Here is a 17,696-nt window from a genome sequence, read left to right as displayed (position 1 = left end):
TCCCATGCAGCAGTCTTAGACGGGTCCGCAAGAACATGATTGTTACTAGCTCGGAAAAATCAAGAAGGAGCATAATGCCCGGCTTGTCCTCCCCCAGACGCCTCGCCTCACTAAGTTTGGCCTGCGTCGTCGCCTCATCCTCGCTGGGTCTGCTGGCTATTCAACCCGCCACCGCAGCCCCATCCACCCAACCCACGGAGATCGTCAGCGCCGCCGATTCAACGACCCTCACGTCCGGCCAACTCAGGGTGGATGTGGCCACCACGTTCCCGCAGGTCCTCGGGTATACCCATACAGCTTCCAAAGCACGCCTCGACGGCACCACAACGCGGCTCAACACCATCACCATCAACGCCGTGGAGTACACGGTCACCGGAACGTCCACCGCTTCCGGAAAGGACGCGAGGGACTACGTCCTGACCGTGCCCGAATTCGGCAACACCGTGATCAAAGCGCGGCTCTCAGTGAAAAAGAACGTGGTCTCGTTTAATGTCACGGAGATCAAGGACTCCACCGAGCACCAGGTGAAGACGCTTCAACTCCCCCGGCTGAACCTGGTGACCGTGGGCTCCACCCAGCCCGGAGCCCAGATATCCACCGCCAACCTTTCCGTGGACCGGAGTGTTACGGGCGACGAGTTCACACCGATCACCGCGTCCACTCCCCTGGATGCCGCTGCCAAGAGCTCCGCCTACGCACTGGCCAACACCGGGACCTTGGGTGCCGCAGTTGAATCCAACGCCCTGTATGACACGTCCTCCGGGCCGGGCGCGAAGGACCGCGGCCGCTTCTGGCGCCAAGCCGTCAGCGACGGTGCCGGCGGAGTCACCATGGGTCTCGCCAGCGGTCAGTGGCTGTATCGCACTGAGGGCTCCGACGCCACCGAGGAACTTCCATGGACCCGCGTCGCCATCACCCCCGACGCGAATGCCGACGGCGGCGTGGACTGGCAGGATGCGGCGATCGCCATGAGGTCCATCCAGGTCAGCGCCAACAAGGGCGAACAGACACCGGACAACGTGATCACCCACATCCCGTTCAACTTTGCCTCCCAGGCAACCCACCCGTTCCTGCGCACCCTGGACGACGTCAAACGCATCTCCCTGGCCACCGACGGCCTGGGTCAGGTGGCCATGCTCAAGGGCTACACCAGCGAGGGCCACGACTCGGCGAACACGGACTATGGCAACAACTTCAACACCCGGGCCGGTGGCCTCGAGGACCTCAACAAGCTGGTCAAGGAAGGCAAAGACTGGAACGCCAGTTTCGGCGTCCACATCAATGCCACCGAGATCTACCCTGAAGCCAAGTCCTTCAGCGAGGACCTGCTGCGCGCCGACAAAGGCCTGGGCTGGAATTGGCTGGACCAGTCCTACTACATGAACCAGCGCGAGGACATCAACTCGGGCAAGCTCGCCCAGCGCATCAAGGAACTGCGCGAAGCCACGGACAAGAACCTGGACTTCGTCTACGTGGACGTTTACTACGAATTCGGCTGGCTGGCCGAGCGGCTGCAACAGGAACTCGTCAAGAACGGCTTCCGGGTCGGCTCGGAATGGGCGGACCACCTTTCCCGGAACAACACCTGGTCCCACTGGGCCAACGACGAAAAGTACGGTGGATCCACCAACAAGGGCATCAACTCCCAGATCCTGCGCTTCATCAACAACACCCAGTCGGACGTCTGGAACCCCGATCCCAAGCTTGGCGTGAGCCACATTGTGGAGTTCGAAGGCTGGACTGGCCAGAACGACTTCAACGCCTTCAGCGAGAACGTCTGGACGGCCAACGTGCCCGCCAAGTTCCTGCAGCACCACCAGATCACCAAGTGGACGGCCGACCGCATCGACCTCGCCGATGGCTTGGCCGTCACCGGAAACACCGCCGAGGAACGCAACATCACGGTGGGTGGAACCTCCGTACTGCAGGGTGGAACGTACCTGCTGCCGTGGTCCTCCAAGGAGAACGGCAAGGCCGACAAGCTCTACCACTACAACCCGGCCGGGGGTGCCAGCACGTGGACCCTCACCAAGGAGTTCGCCACGTCCGGCTCGCTTGAACTGTTCAAGCTGACCGACAACGGCCGCGTCAAGGTGGCCGATGTGCCTGTGGTCAACGGGCAGGTCACCGTCACGGCCGACGCCAAGCAGCCGTATGTCCTTGCCCCGAAGAACAACAAGGCCGATCTGCCCAAGAAGGCCGACTTCGGTAAAGGAACTGCATTCAACGATCCCGGCTTCAACGGTGCCGATCTCTCCCCGTGGACCCCCACAGGCAACGTCACCCAGGTCCGCGACGACAAAGGCCGCCGCTACGCTGAGATGGGGGCAACGCCGTCGTCGATCAGCCAGGAAGTAAAGCTGGACGCCGGAACCCAATCCGTCAGCGCCTGGGTGGAAATCCAACCCGGCAAGACCCGTCCCACCACGCTCTCCGTCACCATCAACGGCAAGACCGAAAGCGTCACCATCGATTCGTCCAACGCCGAAAACTACGTGGCAGGCGACGAAAAGCATGGCACGGCTTTCCAGCGCGTACGGGTGCTGGTGGACGTGCCACGGAACAACACCAAGGCCACCGTTTCCGTCCAAGCGGCCGACGGCGATGCCACCGTGCGCGTCGATGACTTCCGGGCGGTCAAGACCAGCCGGGTGGCAACCACCGGCGTGTTGAGCGAGGACTTCGAGGACGTGGACCAGGGCTGGGGACCGTTCGTGAAAGGCGACGCCGGCGGCTCCACGGACCCGCGCACGCACATCACCGAGCGCAACGAACCCTTCACCCAAAAGGGCTGGGATGCCAACGTGATCGACGAAGTGCTGGACGGCACCTGGTCGCTGATCGCCCACGATGAAAACCTCGCCCCCAACGGTGGACCGGGCATGGTCTACCGCACCACCGAGGCGACCGTACCGTTCCAGGCGGGCCACAAGTACAAGGTGTCCTTCGACTACCAGAACTCCAAGGCCGGGCAATACGCCTGGGTTTCCGCTTATGACTCGCAGGCAGGTCCCGCAGTGACGGGCAGCCAAGCCATCGATGCGAAAACCACCACCGCCCGTTTTGAGCAGATCCTCGATACCGGCTTCTGCGGAGACTACTTTGTGGGGCTGCAGCGAACCGGCAGCTCGAATGGTTCGGACTTCACCCTGGACAACTTCCTGGTGGAGGACCTCGGCGCCTCGGGCGCCGTCCCGGCCTGCGCCCAACTCTCGGCTGCGCTTCAAGGCGATGTGGTCCAGCAGGGCAAAGCGCAGGACTTCGTCACCACGTTCGTCTCGGACGAACCGGCGGCCATCAGCGGCCTCGCCGTTGCGCTCGAACTTCCTGAGGGCTGGACGGCAACCCCTTCCACGCCTGCAACGGCCGCGACCCTGCCGGCCGGGGGCACCCTGACCACCACGTGGAAGATCACCGCGCCCGCTTCGGCCGATGGCGACTACCCCATCACTGCCTCGGCCAAATACACCACCACAACAGAGCCTGCAGGCGGCCGCACCATCAGCACGACGTCCACCGTCCGGACGCTGCCCAAGCCACCGCAGGCCACCGTGTTCGCCAGCGACCACCCGTGGGTCAGCGCCACGAACGGCTGGGGGCCCGTTGAGAAGGACCAGTCCAATGGCGGGACGGGAACGGGCGACGGCACACCCCTCACCCTGAACGGCACGGTCTATGCCAAGGGTTTGGGTGCCCACGCCAACGGCAATGTCCGCTACTACCTCGGCGGCTACTGCACTGCCTTTACGGCAACGGTAGGTATTGACGACGCCCAGCCGACGCGGGGCAGCGTGAAGTTCTCCGTTGTGGCAGATGGCGCCACCAAGGTCACCACCCCTGTCCTGGGCGCCACCAGCGCTCCCCTGCCGCTGACCGTGGACGTCACCGGAGCACAGTACGTGGAGCTGGTGGCCAACGACGCCGGCGACTCCAACGGCAACGACCACGCGGACTGGGCCGACGCCAAGTTCACCTGTTCCTCGACGTCGCAGGAGCCGCCGGCGCCCGCCCTGACGGGCACTGTGTTCGCCTCCGACCTGCCGTGGATCGGCAGCACCAACGGTTGGGGACCTGCGGAACGCGACCGCGCCAACGGTGAGCAGAACGCCGGTGACGGACCCGCGTTACGGCTTGACGGCGTCGTCTATCCGAAGGGCATCGGCGTCCACGCCGACTCGAAGATCAGCATCGCAACGGAAGCCAAGTGCAACGCCTTCACCGCCGTGGTGGGAGTGGACGACGCCAAGCTGAACAAGGGCCTGCACGGATCCGTGGTCTTTATCGTCAAGGGCGATGGGCGCGAACTGCTGAGGACTCCCGTTCTCAGTGCCGATTCGGCAGCACTTCCCCTCAACGTGGACATCACAGGTGTCCAGAACGTCGAGCTGATCGCCGACAAGAACGGTGACGACGCCGGCGACGACTGGGGTGATTGGGCCGACGCGAAGTTCAGCTGCGCGTAAGCCCAACGCGGGGTCACTTATAGCCCATCCGTAACCTCGGAAGGGGCCATAAGTGACCCCGCGTTGCCTTAATCAGACGGCCCGAGCGCCCGCCCGCCATACCGAGTGTGTCAGCGGGATCCCGGGACGGTAGGCCAGGTGGGTGGCCGACGGCGCCTTCAGCATGTGCAGGTCTGCGCGATGCCCGACGGCGAGCGAACCCACCGCCCTTTCGCCGTCGACGTCGTTCCCGGACTCCCTGCCCAACGCCAAGGCGCCGCCGTACGTTGCTGCGCGGACGGCCTCATGGACGCTCAGGTGCATCTGGAGGACGGCCGTGGTCACGCAGAAGGCCATGGAGCTGGTGTACGAGGTGCCAGGGTTGCAGTTGGCCGCCAGCGCTACCTGCACGCCGGCGTCGAGCAATTCACGGCCAGGCGCGAGGGGCTGGCGAGTGGAGAGGTCACAGGCGGGAAGGCAGGTTGCCACGGTTCCCCTTGTGCCGGCGCCCGTTGCCGGGTCCCAGCCCGCCCAGGTTCCTGCGAGCGAGGCGATGTCCTTGTCCGAGAGATAGTTGACGTGGTCCACGCTGGCGGCCGCGAACTCGACGGCCAATGCTACGCCGGGCCCCTCGCCCAGTTGGTTTCCATGGACCCGCAGGCCGAGCCCGGCGTTGCGGGCCGCCGTCAGGACGCGACGCGACTGGTCTTCCGTGAACGCGCCCCGTTCGCAGAAGACGTCGGCCCAGCGGACGTACGGCAGGACGGCGTCGAGCATTCGGCCGCAGACCAGGTCCGTGTATTCCTCCGGATCGGAGCCTTTCGGGACCAAGTGCGCGCCGAGGTAGGTGACCTCGTCCACTTCGGCCGCGGCGATGCGGGCGCTGCGGGCCTCATTCGCGACGTCGAGGCCGTAGCCGGTTTTGCTCTCCAGGTATGTGGTTCCTTGCGAGACCGCTTCAGCCACGCGGTCCCGCACGAGGCGGGTTAGTTCGTCGTCGCTGACGCTGCGTGTGGCTCCCGTGGTGACTGCGATTCCGCCGGCGCTGTAGCTTTCACCGGCCATGCGGGCCTCGAACTCGGCCGTGCGGTCGCCGGCGAAAACGAGGTGCGAGTGCGAATCAACCCAACCGGGCAGGACGGCACGGCCCTCCGCGTCGATTTCCGCGTCAGCGGCAGGGGCGTCCTTGGCGGGGCCGATCCAGGCGATGCGCTCACCTTCGATCACGATCGCCGCGTCCCTGAGGACTCGATGCTCGAGGTCCTGGGTCATCAACTCGCCGATGTTGGTGATGACAGTGGTGGTGCCGCTGTTCCCGTTCGTGATTCCGCTCATGACCCTATTGTTCAGCGCCGGATGGACCAGCGTACTGCCGCGAGCTGCTCCGCTGTCCGGGATTCCGGACTGTCTGCCGCGACGTGGTCGAGGATCAGGGAGGCTGCAAGTTCGGCGATGGCCGAGGACGTCTGGAACCCGTAGCCACCCTGTCCGGCCAACCAGAAGAAGCCGGGCGCTTCGGCGTCGAATCCCACCACGGGGATGCCGTCCGCGGCTTCGGTCCGCAGGCCTGTCCACGCACGGTCCACGGAGCGGATGCCCAGCGACGTTACACCGTTGAGTTTGCTGATCAGCGCCTCAACGTCACCTGGGTAAGGCTTGGCGTCCTCGGCTCCGCTGGGCACGGTTTCCGACGGCGAGATCAGTACCTGGTTGCCCTCGGCGCGGAAATAGAACGTGTCGTCGGCAGCACAGACCATGGGTGTTTCAGGCGTCAACGGGTTCTCCACGTTCACGATCGCTGCGGTCCGGCGGTAAGGCTGGAGTCCGAGCTTCTCCACGCCGCTGATAACGGCCAACTCATCCGCCCACGCACCGGCAGCGTTGACAACGACGCCGGACTGGAAGCCTTCTGTTCCCGCGCCCACCTGCCAGCCACTCCCCAGCCGCTGGGCCGAATGGACCTTGGCGCCGGTGATGATATCCACGCCCGCAGCTTCGGCGGTCCGGCGGTGTTCCTCGAGCAACAGCGGGGCGTTGCAGCCGAAGGAGCCGTTATCCAGCCCTGCGGCGGTGAAGGAATCTGGATTCAGCGCAGGGCAGAGCTGCATGGCCTCTTGGTGGGTGATGGGGTGCATATTGCCGCTGGCTTCGGCGCGAACAGTCTCCTGGTCCCCCACCAGCATGAACCCGCGAGGCGTCAGGATCGGCTCCGCCGCCTGGGCATCCCTCTCCGCCAACATCTCCAGTGTCCGGATGGTCAGCTCCTGGACCACCGCTGGGCCGTAGCTGGGGATGAGTTGCCGCGCGGAACGCGACGAAGTGTGGAAGGCCAGGGACTGCTCAGCCTCAACAAGCGCAACAGTGCACTTACCCGCCAGAGCCGCCGCCAACGACAGTCCCCCGATGCCGCCGCCAACGATTACCACGTCATAATTCGAAGCCATGGCTCCATCCTGTCAGACCGACGCGGCCGCGGCGACAGCCCTCCAACCCTTGCCACCCACCGACCATCTCTCACCTAACAGCCCTTAAACCCAAATGCTCTCTCACTTGCTCCAAGGGAGTGAGAGAGCATCAGGCGGGAACCCACCGGAGGTGAGAGGGGGTCAGGCGACCGCGGCGCGACTCCTGACGAACGCCTGAACGCACGCTTCGACGTCGTCCGCGCTGTGGGCTGCGGAAAGCTGTACGCGGATGCGGGCCACGCCCTTCGGGACCACCGGGAAGCTGAAAGCGGTGACGAAAACGCCGTTGTTGAGCATCTCGTCGGCAACCTTCGCGGCAACCACGGCATCACCGAACATGACCGGGATGATGGCGTGTTCGCCGTCGAGGAGCTCGAAGCCTTCCTCGCTCATCCGGCGACGGAACAGCGCTGCGTTCTCGAACAGGCGGGTACGGAGTTCGCCGGATTCCTGGACCAGCTCGATTGCCTTGATGGTGGCCGCAACGATGGCCGGGGCGAGCGAGTTGGAGAACAGGTAGGGGCGGGCCTTCTGGCGAAGCATCGCAACGATCTCGCCGCGACCGGAAACGTAGCCGCCCGACGCGCCGCCGAGGGCCTTGCCGAAGGTCCCCGTGTAGATGTCCACGCGCTCGGAAACACCGGCGTGCTCAGGCGTGCCGGCACCCGTGGGTCCCATGAATCCAACGGCGTGGGAGTCGTCCACCATCACCAAAGCGTCGTGTTTCTCGGCGAGGTCGCAGATGGCCTCGAGCGGCGCGAGGTAGCCGTCCATGGAGAACACGCCGTCCGTGACGATGATCTTCCGGCGGGAGCCTTCTGCTTCAACCAGCTTGGCCTCAAGGTCTGCCATGTCCTGGTTGGCGTAGCGGAAGCGCTTGGCCTTGCTCAGGCGGATGCCGTCAATGATGGACGCGTGGTTCAGGGAGTCCGAGATGATGGCGTCTTCGGGGCCGAAGAGGGACTCGAACACGCCGCCGTTGGCGTCGAAGCAGCTGGAGAACAGGATGGTGTCCTCGGTGCCCAGGAACGCGGAGACACGGGTCTCCAGTTCCAGGTGCAGGTCCTGGGTTCCGCAGATGAAACGAACGGACGCCATGCCGAAGCCGCGCTCGTCCATGGCGGACTTTGCTGCGGCGATGATGTCCGGGTGGTCGGCCAGGCCAAGGTAGTTGTTGGCGCAGAAGTTCAGGACCTTGTTGGCGGGCTGGCCGAGCTGGCCGGCGGCGATGTGGCTGGCCTGCGGGGAGTCGATGTGCCGTTCGGTCTTGAAGAGACCGGCGCTGCGGATCTCGTCGAGTTCGCCCTGCAGTTGGTCTTTGATGGCTGAATACATGGGTGCTCCTAGGTTTTGGGGGTATCCGGTTGCAGTCAGGTCTTACAGTTCGGTCCAGTCGAGGACCACTTTGCCGCCTGTACCGTTGCGGGCGATTTCGAAGCCCTTTTCCCAATCCTTTGCGGACAGCTTGTCGGTGACGACGGCGGAGATGCTGCGGTGCAGCACGGGGTTGGAGGACAGCATGGCGCTCATGGCGTACCAGGTTTCGAACATCTCGCGGCCGTAGATGCCCTTGAGCGTGAGCATGTGGGTCACGACTTTGCCCCAGTCGATGTCGATGGACTGGCTGGGAAGGCCGAGCATGGCGATGCGGCCGCCGTGGTTCATGTTGTCGATCATCTCAGGGAGTGCCGTGGGGTGTCCGGACATTTCCAAACCGATGTCGAAGCCTTCGCGCATGCCCAGTTCCTGCTGTGCCTCGCGAACGCGCATTTTGGAGACGTCCACGGCAAGGTCCACACCCATCTGGCGGGCAAGTTCCAGCCGCGGCGCGGAGACGTCAGTGATGGCGATCTTGCGGGCACCGGCGTGGCGGGCGACGGCGATTGCCATAAGTCCGATGGGGCCGGCACCCGTAATGAGCACGTCTTCGCCGACCAGCGGGAAGCTCAGTGCGGTGTGGACGGCGTTGCCGAAGGGATCGAAGATAGCGCCGAGTTCCGGCGTGACGGATTCATCATGGTGGACCCAGACGTTGGTTTCGGGGATGACGACGTACTCGGCAAAGGCGCCATCGCGCTGCACGCCGACGGAGACCGTGTGGATGCACATCTGGCGGCGACCGGCGCGGCAGTTACGGCAGATGCCGCAGACCACGTGGCCTTCGCCGGAGACCCGGTCCCCCACCTTGACGTCGCGGACGTCCTCGCCGATTTCCACTACTTCGCCGTAGAACTCGTGGCCTGCGATGAGTGGCGTTTCGATGATGCCCTGGGCCCAGGCATCCCAGCTTTGGATGTGGAGGTCGGTACCGCAGATGCCGGTGGTCATCACACGGATCTTCACGTCGCTGGGGCCCGCTTCGGGCTCGGGACGGTCGACGAGTTCGAACCCTGCGTGCGGTCCGGATTTGTAGAGAGCCTTCATGGAATTCCTCACTGCTGGGGCTGCTTCGCTGCTGCTGAGTCCATTGAATCCCCGCCGACGATTTAGCACAACTAGATTCTTCTCAATCAACGATTTAGTATTTGCTAATGGAAATTCACCAGCTGCAGATGCTCCGGGAACTCGGCGACCTTGGCAGCGTGAAGGCCGTGGCAGAGACACTCATGGTCACACCCTCGGCCGTTTCCCAACAGCTCGCCCTGCTGCAGAAGTCGGTGGACGTCCCGTTGACGCGCAAAGAGGGCAGGGCTTTGGTGCTGACCGACGCAGGCCGCGTGCTCGCCGAGGCCGGTGCCGCCGTCGTGAACGCCATGGCGGATGCACGGGCAGCAATCGGTGCCTACCACGACGCTCCCGATGCGCCGGTGAGTGTGAGCGCATTCCACAGTGCCGGCCAGGCGCTGTTCGCGCCGCTGGCGGCCCTGCTGGCCAGCGGAAAGTCGTCCGACGACGGGAAGTCGCCTCGGCTGCGACTCTCCGATGAGGACGTGGCACAGGAGGATTTCCCGGGGTTGGCTGCCCGGTACGACCTTGTTTTGGCGCACCGGATGGACAACAGCCCGCAGTGGCCTGGAGACAAAGTGGCGGTGATTCCGCTCGCCGACGAGCCACTGGACATCGCGCTCCCCGCGGGCCACGCCCTGGCAGCCCGGCACGAACTGGAGCCGTCCGACGTCGTGGGCGAATCCTGGGTGACCAGCCGCGATGGCTACTCCCCCGCCGATGTGCTGGCCGCCGTCGTTGCCGTGAGCGGGCGGCCGGCAGAGGTGCTGCACCGCATCAACGACTACTCCACTGTCGCTGCGCTGGTCTCGGCGGGCGGAGCGATCGGGCTCCTGCCGCGGTTCACGGCACGCAGGGTCCTGGACGCTGGAGTGGTGTTGCGTCCGCTGTCAGGGGTGAATTCGGTGCGCAAGATCGACATCCTGGCCCGGCCGGAGACACTTAAACGGAAATCGGTCATGACGGTTTGCGAGTCACTTCAAACCGTCATGACCGAGCTTATCGAGCTATCCAGCCCCCGCTGACCGCGGACGGTCAGTCGCGGACCAGGGCGGGCTGGCCGGCGTCGAAGTACTCCACCATCTCCTCAGGGAGTTCCGGAACCTCGCGGGCCGAGCCGTCCCCGCGCAGCGATTCGGCTGCGAGGATGCCGGCCACTACTGCCTGGCGCGCGGCGATGGGGCTGGTCTGGGTCTGGCCGCCTACGGACGCGAACCGCAGGAATTCCTCGATCAGGCGGGGATCCGCGCCGCCGTGGCCGCCTTCCCCGTCCTGGATGGTGATGACCTCGTCAGGCACTGCATAGCCTGACGTCCGGCTGGTCCACACGTTGATGGTTTCGCCGGGGCCGTCGCCGAGGTTCTCGATCCGGCCCTTGGTGCCGATCACCGTGTAGTTGCGCCAGTAATCAGGCGTGAAGTGGCACTGCTGGTAAGAGGCCAGGACGCCGTTGTCCAGCACCATGTTCATCATGGAGATATCCTCGACGTCGATCACCTCCGCCAGGTCCTTCTGCTCGGTGGGCGGCCAGTTGTCCATGGAGAACCAATCCCCCATGCGCTTGCCGGCATTGTTGCTGCGGTTGGCTACGTCACCGTAGACAGCAAGATCGCCGACGGCGGCAACCCGCTTGGTGTAGCCACCGGCAAGCCAGTGGATCACATCGATGTCGTGCGCACCTTTTTGGAGCAGCAGCGAGGTGACATTGGCGCGCTGCGCATGCCAGTCCTTGAAGTAGTAGTCACCGCCGTGACCGACGAAGTGGCGGCACCACACGGCCTTGACATCGCCAATTCGGCCTTCCTCGATGAGCTGGCGCATCTGGACGACCACCGGCATGTGCCGCATATTGTGGCCGACGTACAAGCGGGTGCCGGTTTCGTAGGCCGTCGTAAGGATCAAGTCCGCAGCCTCCACAGTGATGTCGAGCGGCTTCTCGCAGAAGGTGGGGATGCCCGCCTTGAGCGTACGGACCGCGACGGCGGCGTGCTGGTTATCGGGGGTCAGGACCAGGACGGCGTCCAGGCCGCTGGCCAGCAGTTCCTCAAGATCGTCCGTGACCCGGGCCGTAGGAATGCGTTCCGCAGCGTCCGCCCGGCCTCGTTCACTGAGGTCGCAAACAATGGTGACCTCGGAGCCCTGGCCCGGCTTATGGGCGTGTTTCCAAAGCCCTGAACGCAGGCCGAAACCTACGATGCCGACCTTCAAATCCTTTTCCATGGTGTGCTTTTTCCTTCTTCTGGTTCCTAGTAAAGTCTGGTTGCGGCGCTGCGGTGCGGCGCCGATTCGCGCACGAACAAGTGCCAGGGAAAGTCGAGGACGCCGGGTTGCTCCGTCGCGGCCGTGCCGGCCGGACCTGTGGCCCGCCTCAAGAGAACCCGGGCGAGTTTGTCGAAGAAATCGACGGGACCCACGGTGCTCAGCGATGGTGACATCCGCTCACCTTCCACGGTGTTGCCCACGCCGATGATGTCCACATCAGTGCCAACGGCCAGGCCCAGGCGCTGGGCGGCATTAATGGCGCTGACAGCCGCGTAATCGGTGGTGGCGTAGATGGCGGTAGGCCGGTCCGGCAGGCTGAGCAGCCGCGTGGCCGCGGCGTAGGCCCCGGCACTGGTGCCATCGAACAAGCCAACGAAATCGTCGCGTTCCGGAATCCCCGCATCCGCCAACGCCTCCGAGTACGCACGGTACCGGGTACCGCCGGAGGTGCCGGCCGCCGTTGCGGGAGTCAAACAAGCTACCCTGCGATGGCCGTGGAGCAGGTGCTCCACAGCCATGCGGCAGCCCGGCCCGGCGATGGAACGGATGACGTCGAAGCCCTCCGCTTTTACTTCCTCGTCGAAGACCACCAGCGTGGTTCCGTGCTCGGCCAGTTTCCGCAGGGCGTCCCGCTGGTCGGGACGGACTGCGTCCACGAACACGGCGTCGGCGTTGTGGGTGCCGAGCACTTTGACCCAGTCGGCGTCGCCCAGGATCATCGGAGTGATTCCCAGCGGGACCGCAGCCTTCTGCACGGCCTCGATGACGGACAGGGACCAAGGATCGGACAGCATGGTCAGCGACAGGATGACCGTATTGGTCCGGCCGGTCCGGATGGCCCGGGCCGCCTGGTTGGGGCGGTACCCGAGCCGCTCCGCAGCCGCCTTGACCTTCTCCGCCGTCGGATCCGACACCCCAGGTCCGCCATCGCCGCGGCGCCCCGACAGCACATAGGAAACCGTGGCCGTGGAAACTCCCGCCAACTCGGCCACCATACGTATGGTGGGCCGGATTCCGGTGGTGCTCGCTTTTGCCATGGTTCCCCCTGCTGGTGTTCTTTGTGTTGACGCGTTGGTGCGTTCTTGGTCTGGTCCGTTGTTGGTTTGAGGCTAGCTCCTGAACACCGGCACGTTGGGGTCCAACGCGGCCTGGTACTCATCGCGCATCTTGTCGCCGCCTTCGCTCTTCCAGCGTTTGACCGCGTCCTTGAGCTCGTCGATCTTGGCGCGGCCGGTAATGATGTCCACTACCTTGTCGCGCAGCTGCTTGGTGATCTTGGCGCCCACCTTGGCGTTGGTGTCCGAGTAGGAACCGTTGGTGGGGTTCCGCCAGGCGAACTCAAGGAGCTTCTCCTCCTGCTGGCTGACATACCGGGTGTCGTCGTCGAAACCGGGGTTGAAGATGACGTTTTCCGGGCTGGACATGATGTTCAACGCCGACACCAGTCCGGGGGCGTTGGTAGTTCCCGTTTCGGTGCGCGCCGGGTTCCCGGAGCCGTCGATCGTGTAGTCCTGGCCGAGCTCGCCGAAGTTCTTCTGCATGTACTCCACGGTGCCGAACGGTGCGGACAGATAGTTGATGAGCGAGAGCAGCTCGCGGATCTTGCCCTCATCGGCCTTCTTGAACGGGGTGAAGCCCACCGTTCCGTAGCCCATGTCGTACACCGGTTTGACCTTGCCGTCCGCACTGAACGGAATGAGGACATCGAACTGGGCGGTCTTGTTCAGTGCACGGTAGCTGCGGATGTCGTGCGGGCCAACCACCACCTGGGCGGCCACGCTGCCGTTGGCGACGCGCGAACGGATGTCGGTTGCCTTGGAGTCCGGGTAGAAGACGCCGGCTGCGAACATCTTGGCCGTGAACTCCACGCCGGCCATGTATTCATCGGTTTCGTACAGGTGGGTCAGCGTGCGGTCCTTGTTGACGGCCCAGCTGTTCGGGGCGCCAAACCATTCGGTGACCATGTGGAGTGCATTGATATAGGCAGGTTCCAGCGCGTACTGCTGGTCCCCCGGTCGGGTCAGCTCCTTGGCCTTCTCAAGGAATTCGTCGGCGCTGGCCGCTTCGAAGCCGCCCACCTTGGCCCACATGTCGTGGTTGCCCAGGTACACCTGGCCAAAGGGGGTACTCGGGATGGGAGCTCCCCAGATCTTGCCGTTCACGACGGCGGTCTTCCAGGAATCGGGCTTGAGTGCGGCCAGGTTGGGGTACTCCAGGACGGCGTCACCGGAGAGGTAGGGCGTCAGGTCCTGGAACTTGGCTTCGAGCATGGGTCCGACGTTGGGGATGCCCTGGTTCGGCGGAACCCACATCATGTCCGGGAGATCGTTACTGGCCAGGACGGTGGCGAACTTGGCCGGGTAGCCGTCTCCGATGTCTTCGGCGATCTGGAGCTCCAGGTCGCCGCCGAGCTTGGCGTTGAGTCGCTGCCAGAAGGGGTTGTCCTTCATGCCAGGGCTCATGGTGTCGAAGGTTTCGGTGAGACCGGTGACCTTGCCCTTGAGCGGCGGCGTCTTCACGGACTGCACAGCGGTGGGCAGCTTGAAGTAGCCGGCTTGGAGGCCCTTGGCGTTGCCCGCGATGTCCGGGGTGACGCCAGTGAATTCCTTGTATGTGGGCAACTTGACCGAAGCTGAGGCAGCGGCGCCTCCGTTGCTCGCGGCTCCGCCACCACCACAGGCGGACAAGCCTGCGGCGGTCACGGCCAAGCCTGCGAGGCCAAGGAAACCGCGGCGGCTGAATCCGGCCTGGGAGGTAGTGCTCGTCATGGCATAACCCTTTCTGGTTACTTGCTTTTTGTCTGGGGGTTTTGGGTGTTTGGGCTTGTGGATAGTGGGCTTCGGGGCGGGACTAGCCCTTGACTGCTCCGGTGATGACGCCCTTGGCAAAGTGCTTCTGGAGGAACGGGTAGACCATCAGGATCGGGACGAGCGCCACCACGACCACTGCCATCTGGATGGACTGCGGTGGCGGTGTGGTGGTGATTCCCAGCTGGTCCGCCGCGCCACTGCCCTGGACCACGAAGTTGCGGAGCAGCAACTGGATGGGCCACTTGCTGTGATCGTTGATGTACAGCAGGGCATTGAAGAACGAGTTCCAGAAACCGACGGCGTAGAACAGCCCGACGACGGCGATCACGGCTTTGGACAGCGGCATCACGATGCGCCACAGGATCTGCCAGTCGTTGGCGCCGTCGATCCTGGCGCTTTCGATCAATTCACCCGGAATGTTCATGAAGAACGAGCGCATCACCACGAAGTTGAATGCTCCGAAGATGCCCGGGAGGATCAGCGACCAGAGGGAGTCAAGCAGTCCCAGCTGGCGGATCATGAGGAATGACGGGATCAGGCCCGGCGCAAACAGGAGCGTGAACAGGACTGCGAGGATCACAGGACGGCCAAAGAGCACCGTCCGGCTGGTGGCATAGGCCATGGTGATGGTCACGAACAGGGCCAGGATGGTGCCCACCGCCGTGACCAGCATGCTCACGCCGAGTGACTGCAGCACCATGGGGCCTTTAAAGATGGTGGCGTAGGCCTCCAGCGTGGGACGCTCCGGCCACAGGACAAAACCTCCGGCCTTCACGAGTTGCTCAGTGTCGGCCAGCGACGTTGAGACCACCAGGAGGATGGGCGTCAGAATGGACAGGCTGAACACGATCAGGACCACTGCCTTGACCGTTTGGTACAGGGCGGAAGGCTTTTCCTTCCATACCGGGCGCTTGGGGTTGTACGTAAGTTCCCGGGGTTTTCTAGCGAAAAGTGTTGTTGCCATGGGGTTCTCCTTGTGCGGCAGGCGCGCGGGTCAGCGGGGCTTTCAGCGCACTTGTTTTGCGAAGATTCCGTCTTCGCCGAAGCGGTGGGCAAGTTTGTTGGCGCCGTAGATCAGCAGCGCACTGACCACGCCCTTCGCGAGGCCGGCCGCGGCACCTGAGCTCCAGCCGCCTCCCACTACGCCGGTGTAGTAGGTGAAGGTGTCCAGCACTTCCGCGGCTCCAGCGCCCACTGCGTCACGCTGCAGGATGAACTGCTCAAAGCCGACAGAGAGGATGTCGCCGATGCGCAGGATGAGCAGGAGCACAATGACGGGCCTCAGGCCCGGGAGGGTGATGTGCCACATCCGGCGCCAGCGGCCTGCACCGTCAGCCGCTGCAGCTTCATAGAGGGAAGCATCGATGCTGGCGAGGGCTGCCAGGAAGATGATCATTGCCCAGCCCGCGTCCTTCCAGATCATCTGGACGACCACCATGACCGGGAATGTTTCCGGGTTGGTCATGAAGGGAATGGGATCCATGCCCCAGTCCCGGAGAAGGTTGTTGACGAAGCCTGCGCCGCCCAGCATTTGCTGGAAGAACGCGATCACCAGCACCCAGGAAAGGAAGTGCGGCAGGTAGGCGATGCTCTGGAAGATCCGGCGGACCCGGGTGCTGATCAGTGAATCCACAATCAGCGCCAGCACCAGCGGCACCGGGAAAAGGAAGACCAACTGCCAGGCGGCCAGGTACAAGGTGTTCCAGAAAGCGTGGATGAAGTCCGGATTGCCGAACAGATCCACAAAGTTCTGCCAACCAACCCACAAGCTGTCGCCGATGCCCAAGTAGGGCTGGTAGTCCTGGAACGCGATGACGTTGCCCAGGATGGGGATGTAGAAGAAGAGCAGCAGGAAGGCCACACCCGGGACCATCATGAGCAACATCTGCTTGTCGCGTCGCAGGCGGGATCGGAAACTCTGCTGCGGGGGCTTGCTTCGCTTCCGCTTCTTCGCACCGGATCCGGGGGTGTCTCCACCTGCCGGGGCCGGGACTCGGCGAGCTTCGGGCAATGCCGGAGCCTGTTCCGTCGTCGAGTTCATGCTGTCTCCTCAAGTGCTGAGGCCGAATCAGCAATGTGATTCAAGCCACGCTCGTTAACCGTTTAACAAACCATAAGTGACGCGCATCTCTTTTTGCAAGATCATGATCGAAACTGACCGCAGAAATCATTTTTCATCATTCCGACGGCTTCCCAACCAGCCGGAAACGCGGCCCCGCTAAAGTACAAGCAGGTGGAATTCACACAGGAGGTGGAAATGGCAGATTGCTGCAGCCCAGGCGCCGACGCCCGGGAACACTCGACGTCGGGGATGACGCTCCCCCTGCGTACCGTGGGCGGACAGCGGAACGTGCGCGCCGCCGTCGAGCCTTCCGCAAGCAGTCCCGCAGCGTCCAAGGAAACAAACGACGTCGGCATCCCCGCCGGGACCTTCGCGATGGGCGACCCCTTCGGCGAGGGCTATGAAGCCGACGGCGAGTCTCCAGTGCACCACGTGTCCATTTCAGGCTTCCGGATCAGCGCCACCACCGTCAGCAACGAGGATTTCGCGGCGTTCGTGGACGCCACCGGGCATCGAACCGACTCGGAAACGTTCGGAACATCGGCAGTGTTCCATCTGGCCGTCAGAGCCGCCACGCAGGACATCCTCAACCGCGTCAACAACGTGCCCTGGTGGCTCAACGTCCGTGGAGCCGACTGGGCACACCCTGCAGGACCGCTCTCGCACTGGTCCGAAATCCCGGACCACCCCGTAACCCATGTGTCGCACAACGATGCCCTGGCCTACTGCGAGTGGGCCGGCCGGCGGCTGCCCACAGAAGCTGAGTGGGAATATGCGGCCCGGGGCGGCCTACCCGGCCAGAGGTACCCCTGGGGCAACGAACTGCACACCGATGAGCCAGGCGAGGCTGCCCACAACTGCAACATCTGGCAAGGCGAGTTCCCCTCCCGCAACACGGTGGAGGACGGCTACCTCACCACGGCACCCGTGCGTTCGTTTGCCCCCAACGGCTACGGTCTCTACCAAACCAGCGGGAACGTGTGGGAATGGTGCAGCGACTGGTTCCTGCCCAAGTACTACAAAACGTGCCTCGCAGCAGGAACCGTCGAAGACCCCCAGGGACCCACGATTGGCCGCGGCAGGGTGATGCGCGGCGGCTCGTACCTCTGCCACGATTCGTACTGCAACCGCTACCGCCTCGCAGCACGGAGCTCGAACACGCCGGACTCAGCCAGCGGCAACCTCGGATTCAGGACTGTGGCCCTCTAAC

The 17,696-nt window shown here is 64.0% G+C and carries 12 protein-coding genes; 3 read left to right on the top strand and 9 right to left on the bottom strand.

Features of this window, described 5'->3' with window-relative positions; genetic code table 11:
- Positions 1-74 precede the first annotated feature (74 nt).
- The gene (locus J3D46_RS12225; RefSeq protein ID WP_253467462.1) at positions 75-4,463 is read left to right on the top strand and encodes an endo-alpha-N-acetylgalactosaminidase family protein; all 4,389 of its coding nucleotides are present in this window, start codon (positions 75-77) and stop codon (positions 4,461-4,463) included.
- A gap of 72 nt (positions 4,464-4,535) precedes the next feature.
- Here the strand turns inward: J3D46_RS12225 and hutI are convergent, their stop codons facing one another.
- From hutI to tdh, 4 genes are all read right to left on the bottom strand, one after another.
- On the bottom strand, positions 4,536-5,777 hold the full coding sequence (gene hutI / locus J3D46_RS12220; protein WP_253467459.1) for an imidazolonepropionase: 1,242 nt from the start codon (positions 5,775-5,777) through the stop codon (positions 4,536-4,538).
- Between the two features lie 11 nt (positions 5,778-5,788).
- Positions 5,789-6,886 (bottom strand): FAD-binding oxidoreductase, encoded by a 1,098-nt coding sequence (locus J3D46_RS12215; protein ID WP_253467456.1) that lies wholly within the window; start codon positions 6,884-6,886, stop codon positions 5,789-5,791.
- 162 nt (positions 6,887-7,048) lie between these two features.
- Positions 7,049-8,242, bottom strand: coding sequence for a glycine C-acetyltransferase (locus J3D46_RS12210; protein ID WP_231341025.1), 1,194 nt, complete (start codon positions 8,240-8,242; stop codon positions 7,049-7,051).
- 42 nt (positions 8,243-8,284) lie between these two features.
- A complete protein-coding gene (gene tdh / locus J3D46_RS12205) occupies positions 8,285-9,331 on the bottom strand; it encodes an L-threonine 3-dehydrogenase (protein WP_231341024.1) in 1,047 nt (348 codons plus the stop codon).
- 107 nt (positions 9,332-9,438) lie between these two features.
- Between tdh and J3D46_RS12200 the strand changes: the two genes are divergently transcribed.
- Complete coding sequence (locus J3D46_RS12200) at positions 9,439-10,377, top strand: LysR family transcriptional regulator (protein ID WP_231341023.1); 939 nt, start codon at positions 9,439-9,441, stop codon at positions 10,375-10,377.
- A 10-nt stretch (positions 10,378-10,387) separates the two neighbouring features.
- On the opposite strand, the gene J3D46_RS12195 is transcribed toward J3D46_RS12200, so the two are convergent.
- The 5 genes from J3D46_RS12195 to J3D46_RS12175 form a co-directional block, all read right to left on the bottom strand.
- Positions 10,388-11,572: a Gfo/Idh/MocA family protein gene (locus J3D46_RS12195; RefSeq protein ID WP_231341022.1), complete on the bottom strand. Its 1,185-nt coding sequence runs from the start codon at positions 11,570-11,572 to the stop codon at positions 10,388-10,390.
- A gap of 26 nt (positions 11,573-11,598) precedes the next feature.
- A complete protein-coding gene (locus J3D46_RS12190; protein ID WP_253467453.1) occupies positions 11,599-12,651 on the bottom strand; it encodes a LacI family DNA-binding transcriptional regulator in 1,053 nt (350 codons plus the stop codon).
- A gap of 72 nt (positions 12,652-12,723) precedes the next feature.
- Complete coding sequence (locus J3D46_RS12185; RefSeq protein ID WP_231339496.1) at positions 12,724-14,382, bottom strand: sugar ABC transporter substrate-binding protein; 1,659 nt, start codon at positions 14,380-14,382, stop codon at positions 12,724-12,726.
- Between the two features lie 82 nt (positions 14,383-14,464).
- Positions 14,465-15,388 carry a carbohydrate ABC transporter permease gene (locus J3D46_RS12180; protein ID WP_231339495.1) on the bottom strand — a complete coding sequence of 308 codons (924 nt, stop codon included), beginning with the start codon at positions 15,386-15,388 and terminating at the stop codon, positions 14,465-14,467.
- Between the two features lie 42 nt (positions 15,389-15,430).
- Positions 15,431-16,465 carry a sugar ABC transporter permease gene (locus J3D46_RS12175; protein ID WP_231339494.1) on the bottom strand — a complete coding sequence of 345 codons (1,035 nt, stop codon included), beginning with the start codon at positions 16,463-16,465 and terminating at the stop codon, positions 15,431-15,433.
- Positions 16,466-16,681: 216 nt separating this feature from the next.
- On the opposite strand from J3D46_RS12175, the gene J3D46_RS12170 reads away from it, so the two are divergent.
- Positions 16,682-17,695, top strand: a complete 1,014-nt coding sequence (locus tag J3D46_RS12170; RefSeq protein WP_253469213.1) for a formylglycine-generating enzyme family protein — start codon at positions 16,682-16,684, stop codon at positions 17,693-17,695.
- Position 17,696: the final 1 nt, after the last annotated feature.

The organism is Paenarthrobacter sp. A20 (assembly GCF_024168825.1).
Taxonomy (GTDB): Bacteria; Actinomycetota; Actinomycetes; order Actinomycetales; family Micrococcaceae; genus Arthrobacter.
Note: the sequence above shows the minus strand (reverse complement) of the source record. Positions and strands in the feature narration are given on the sequence as shown.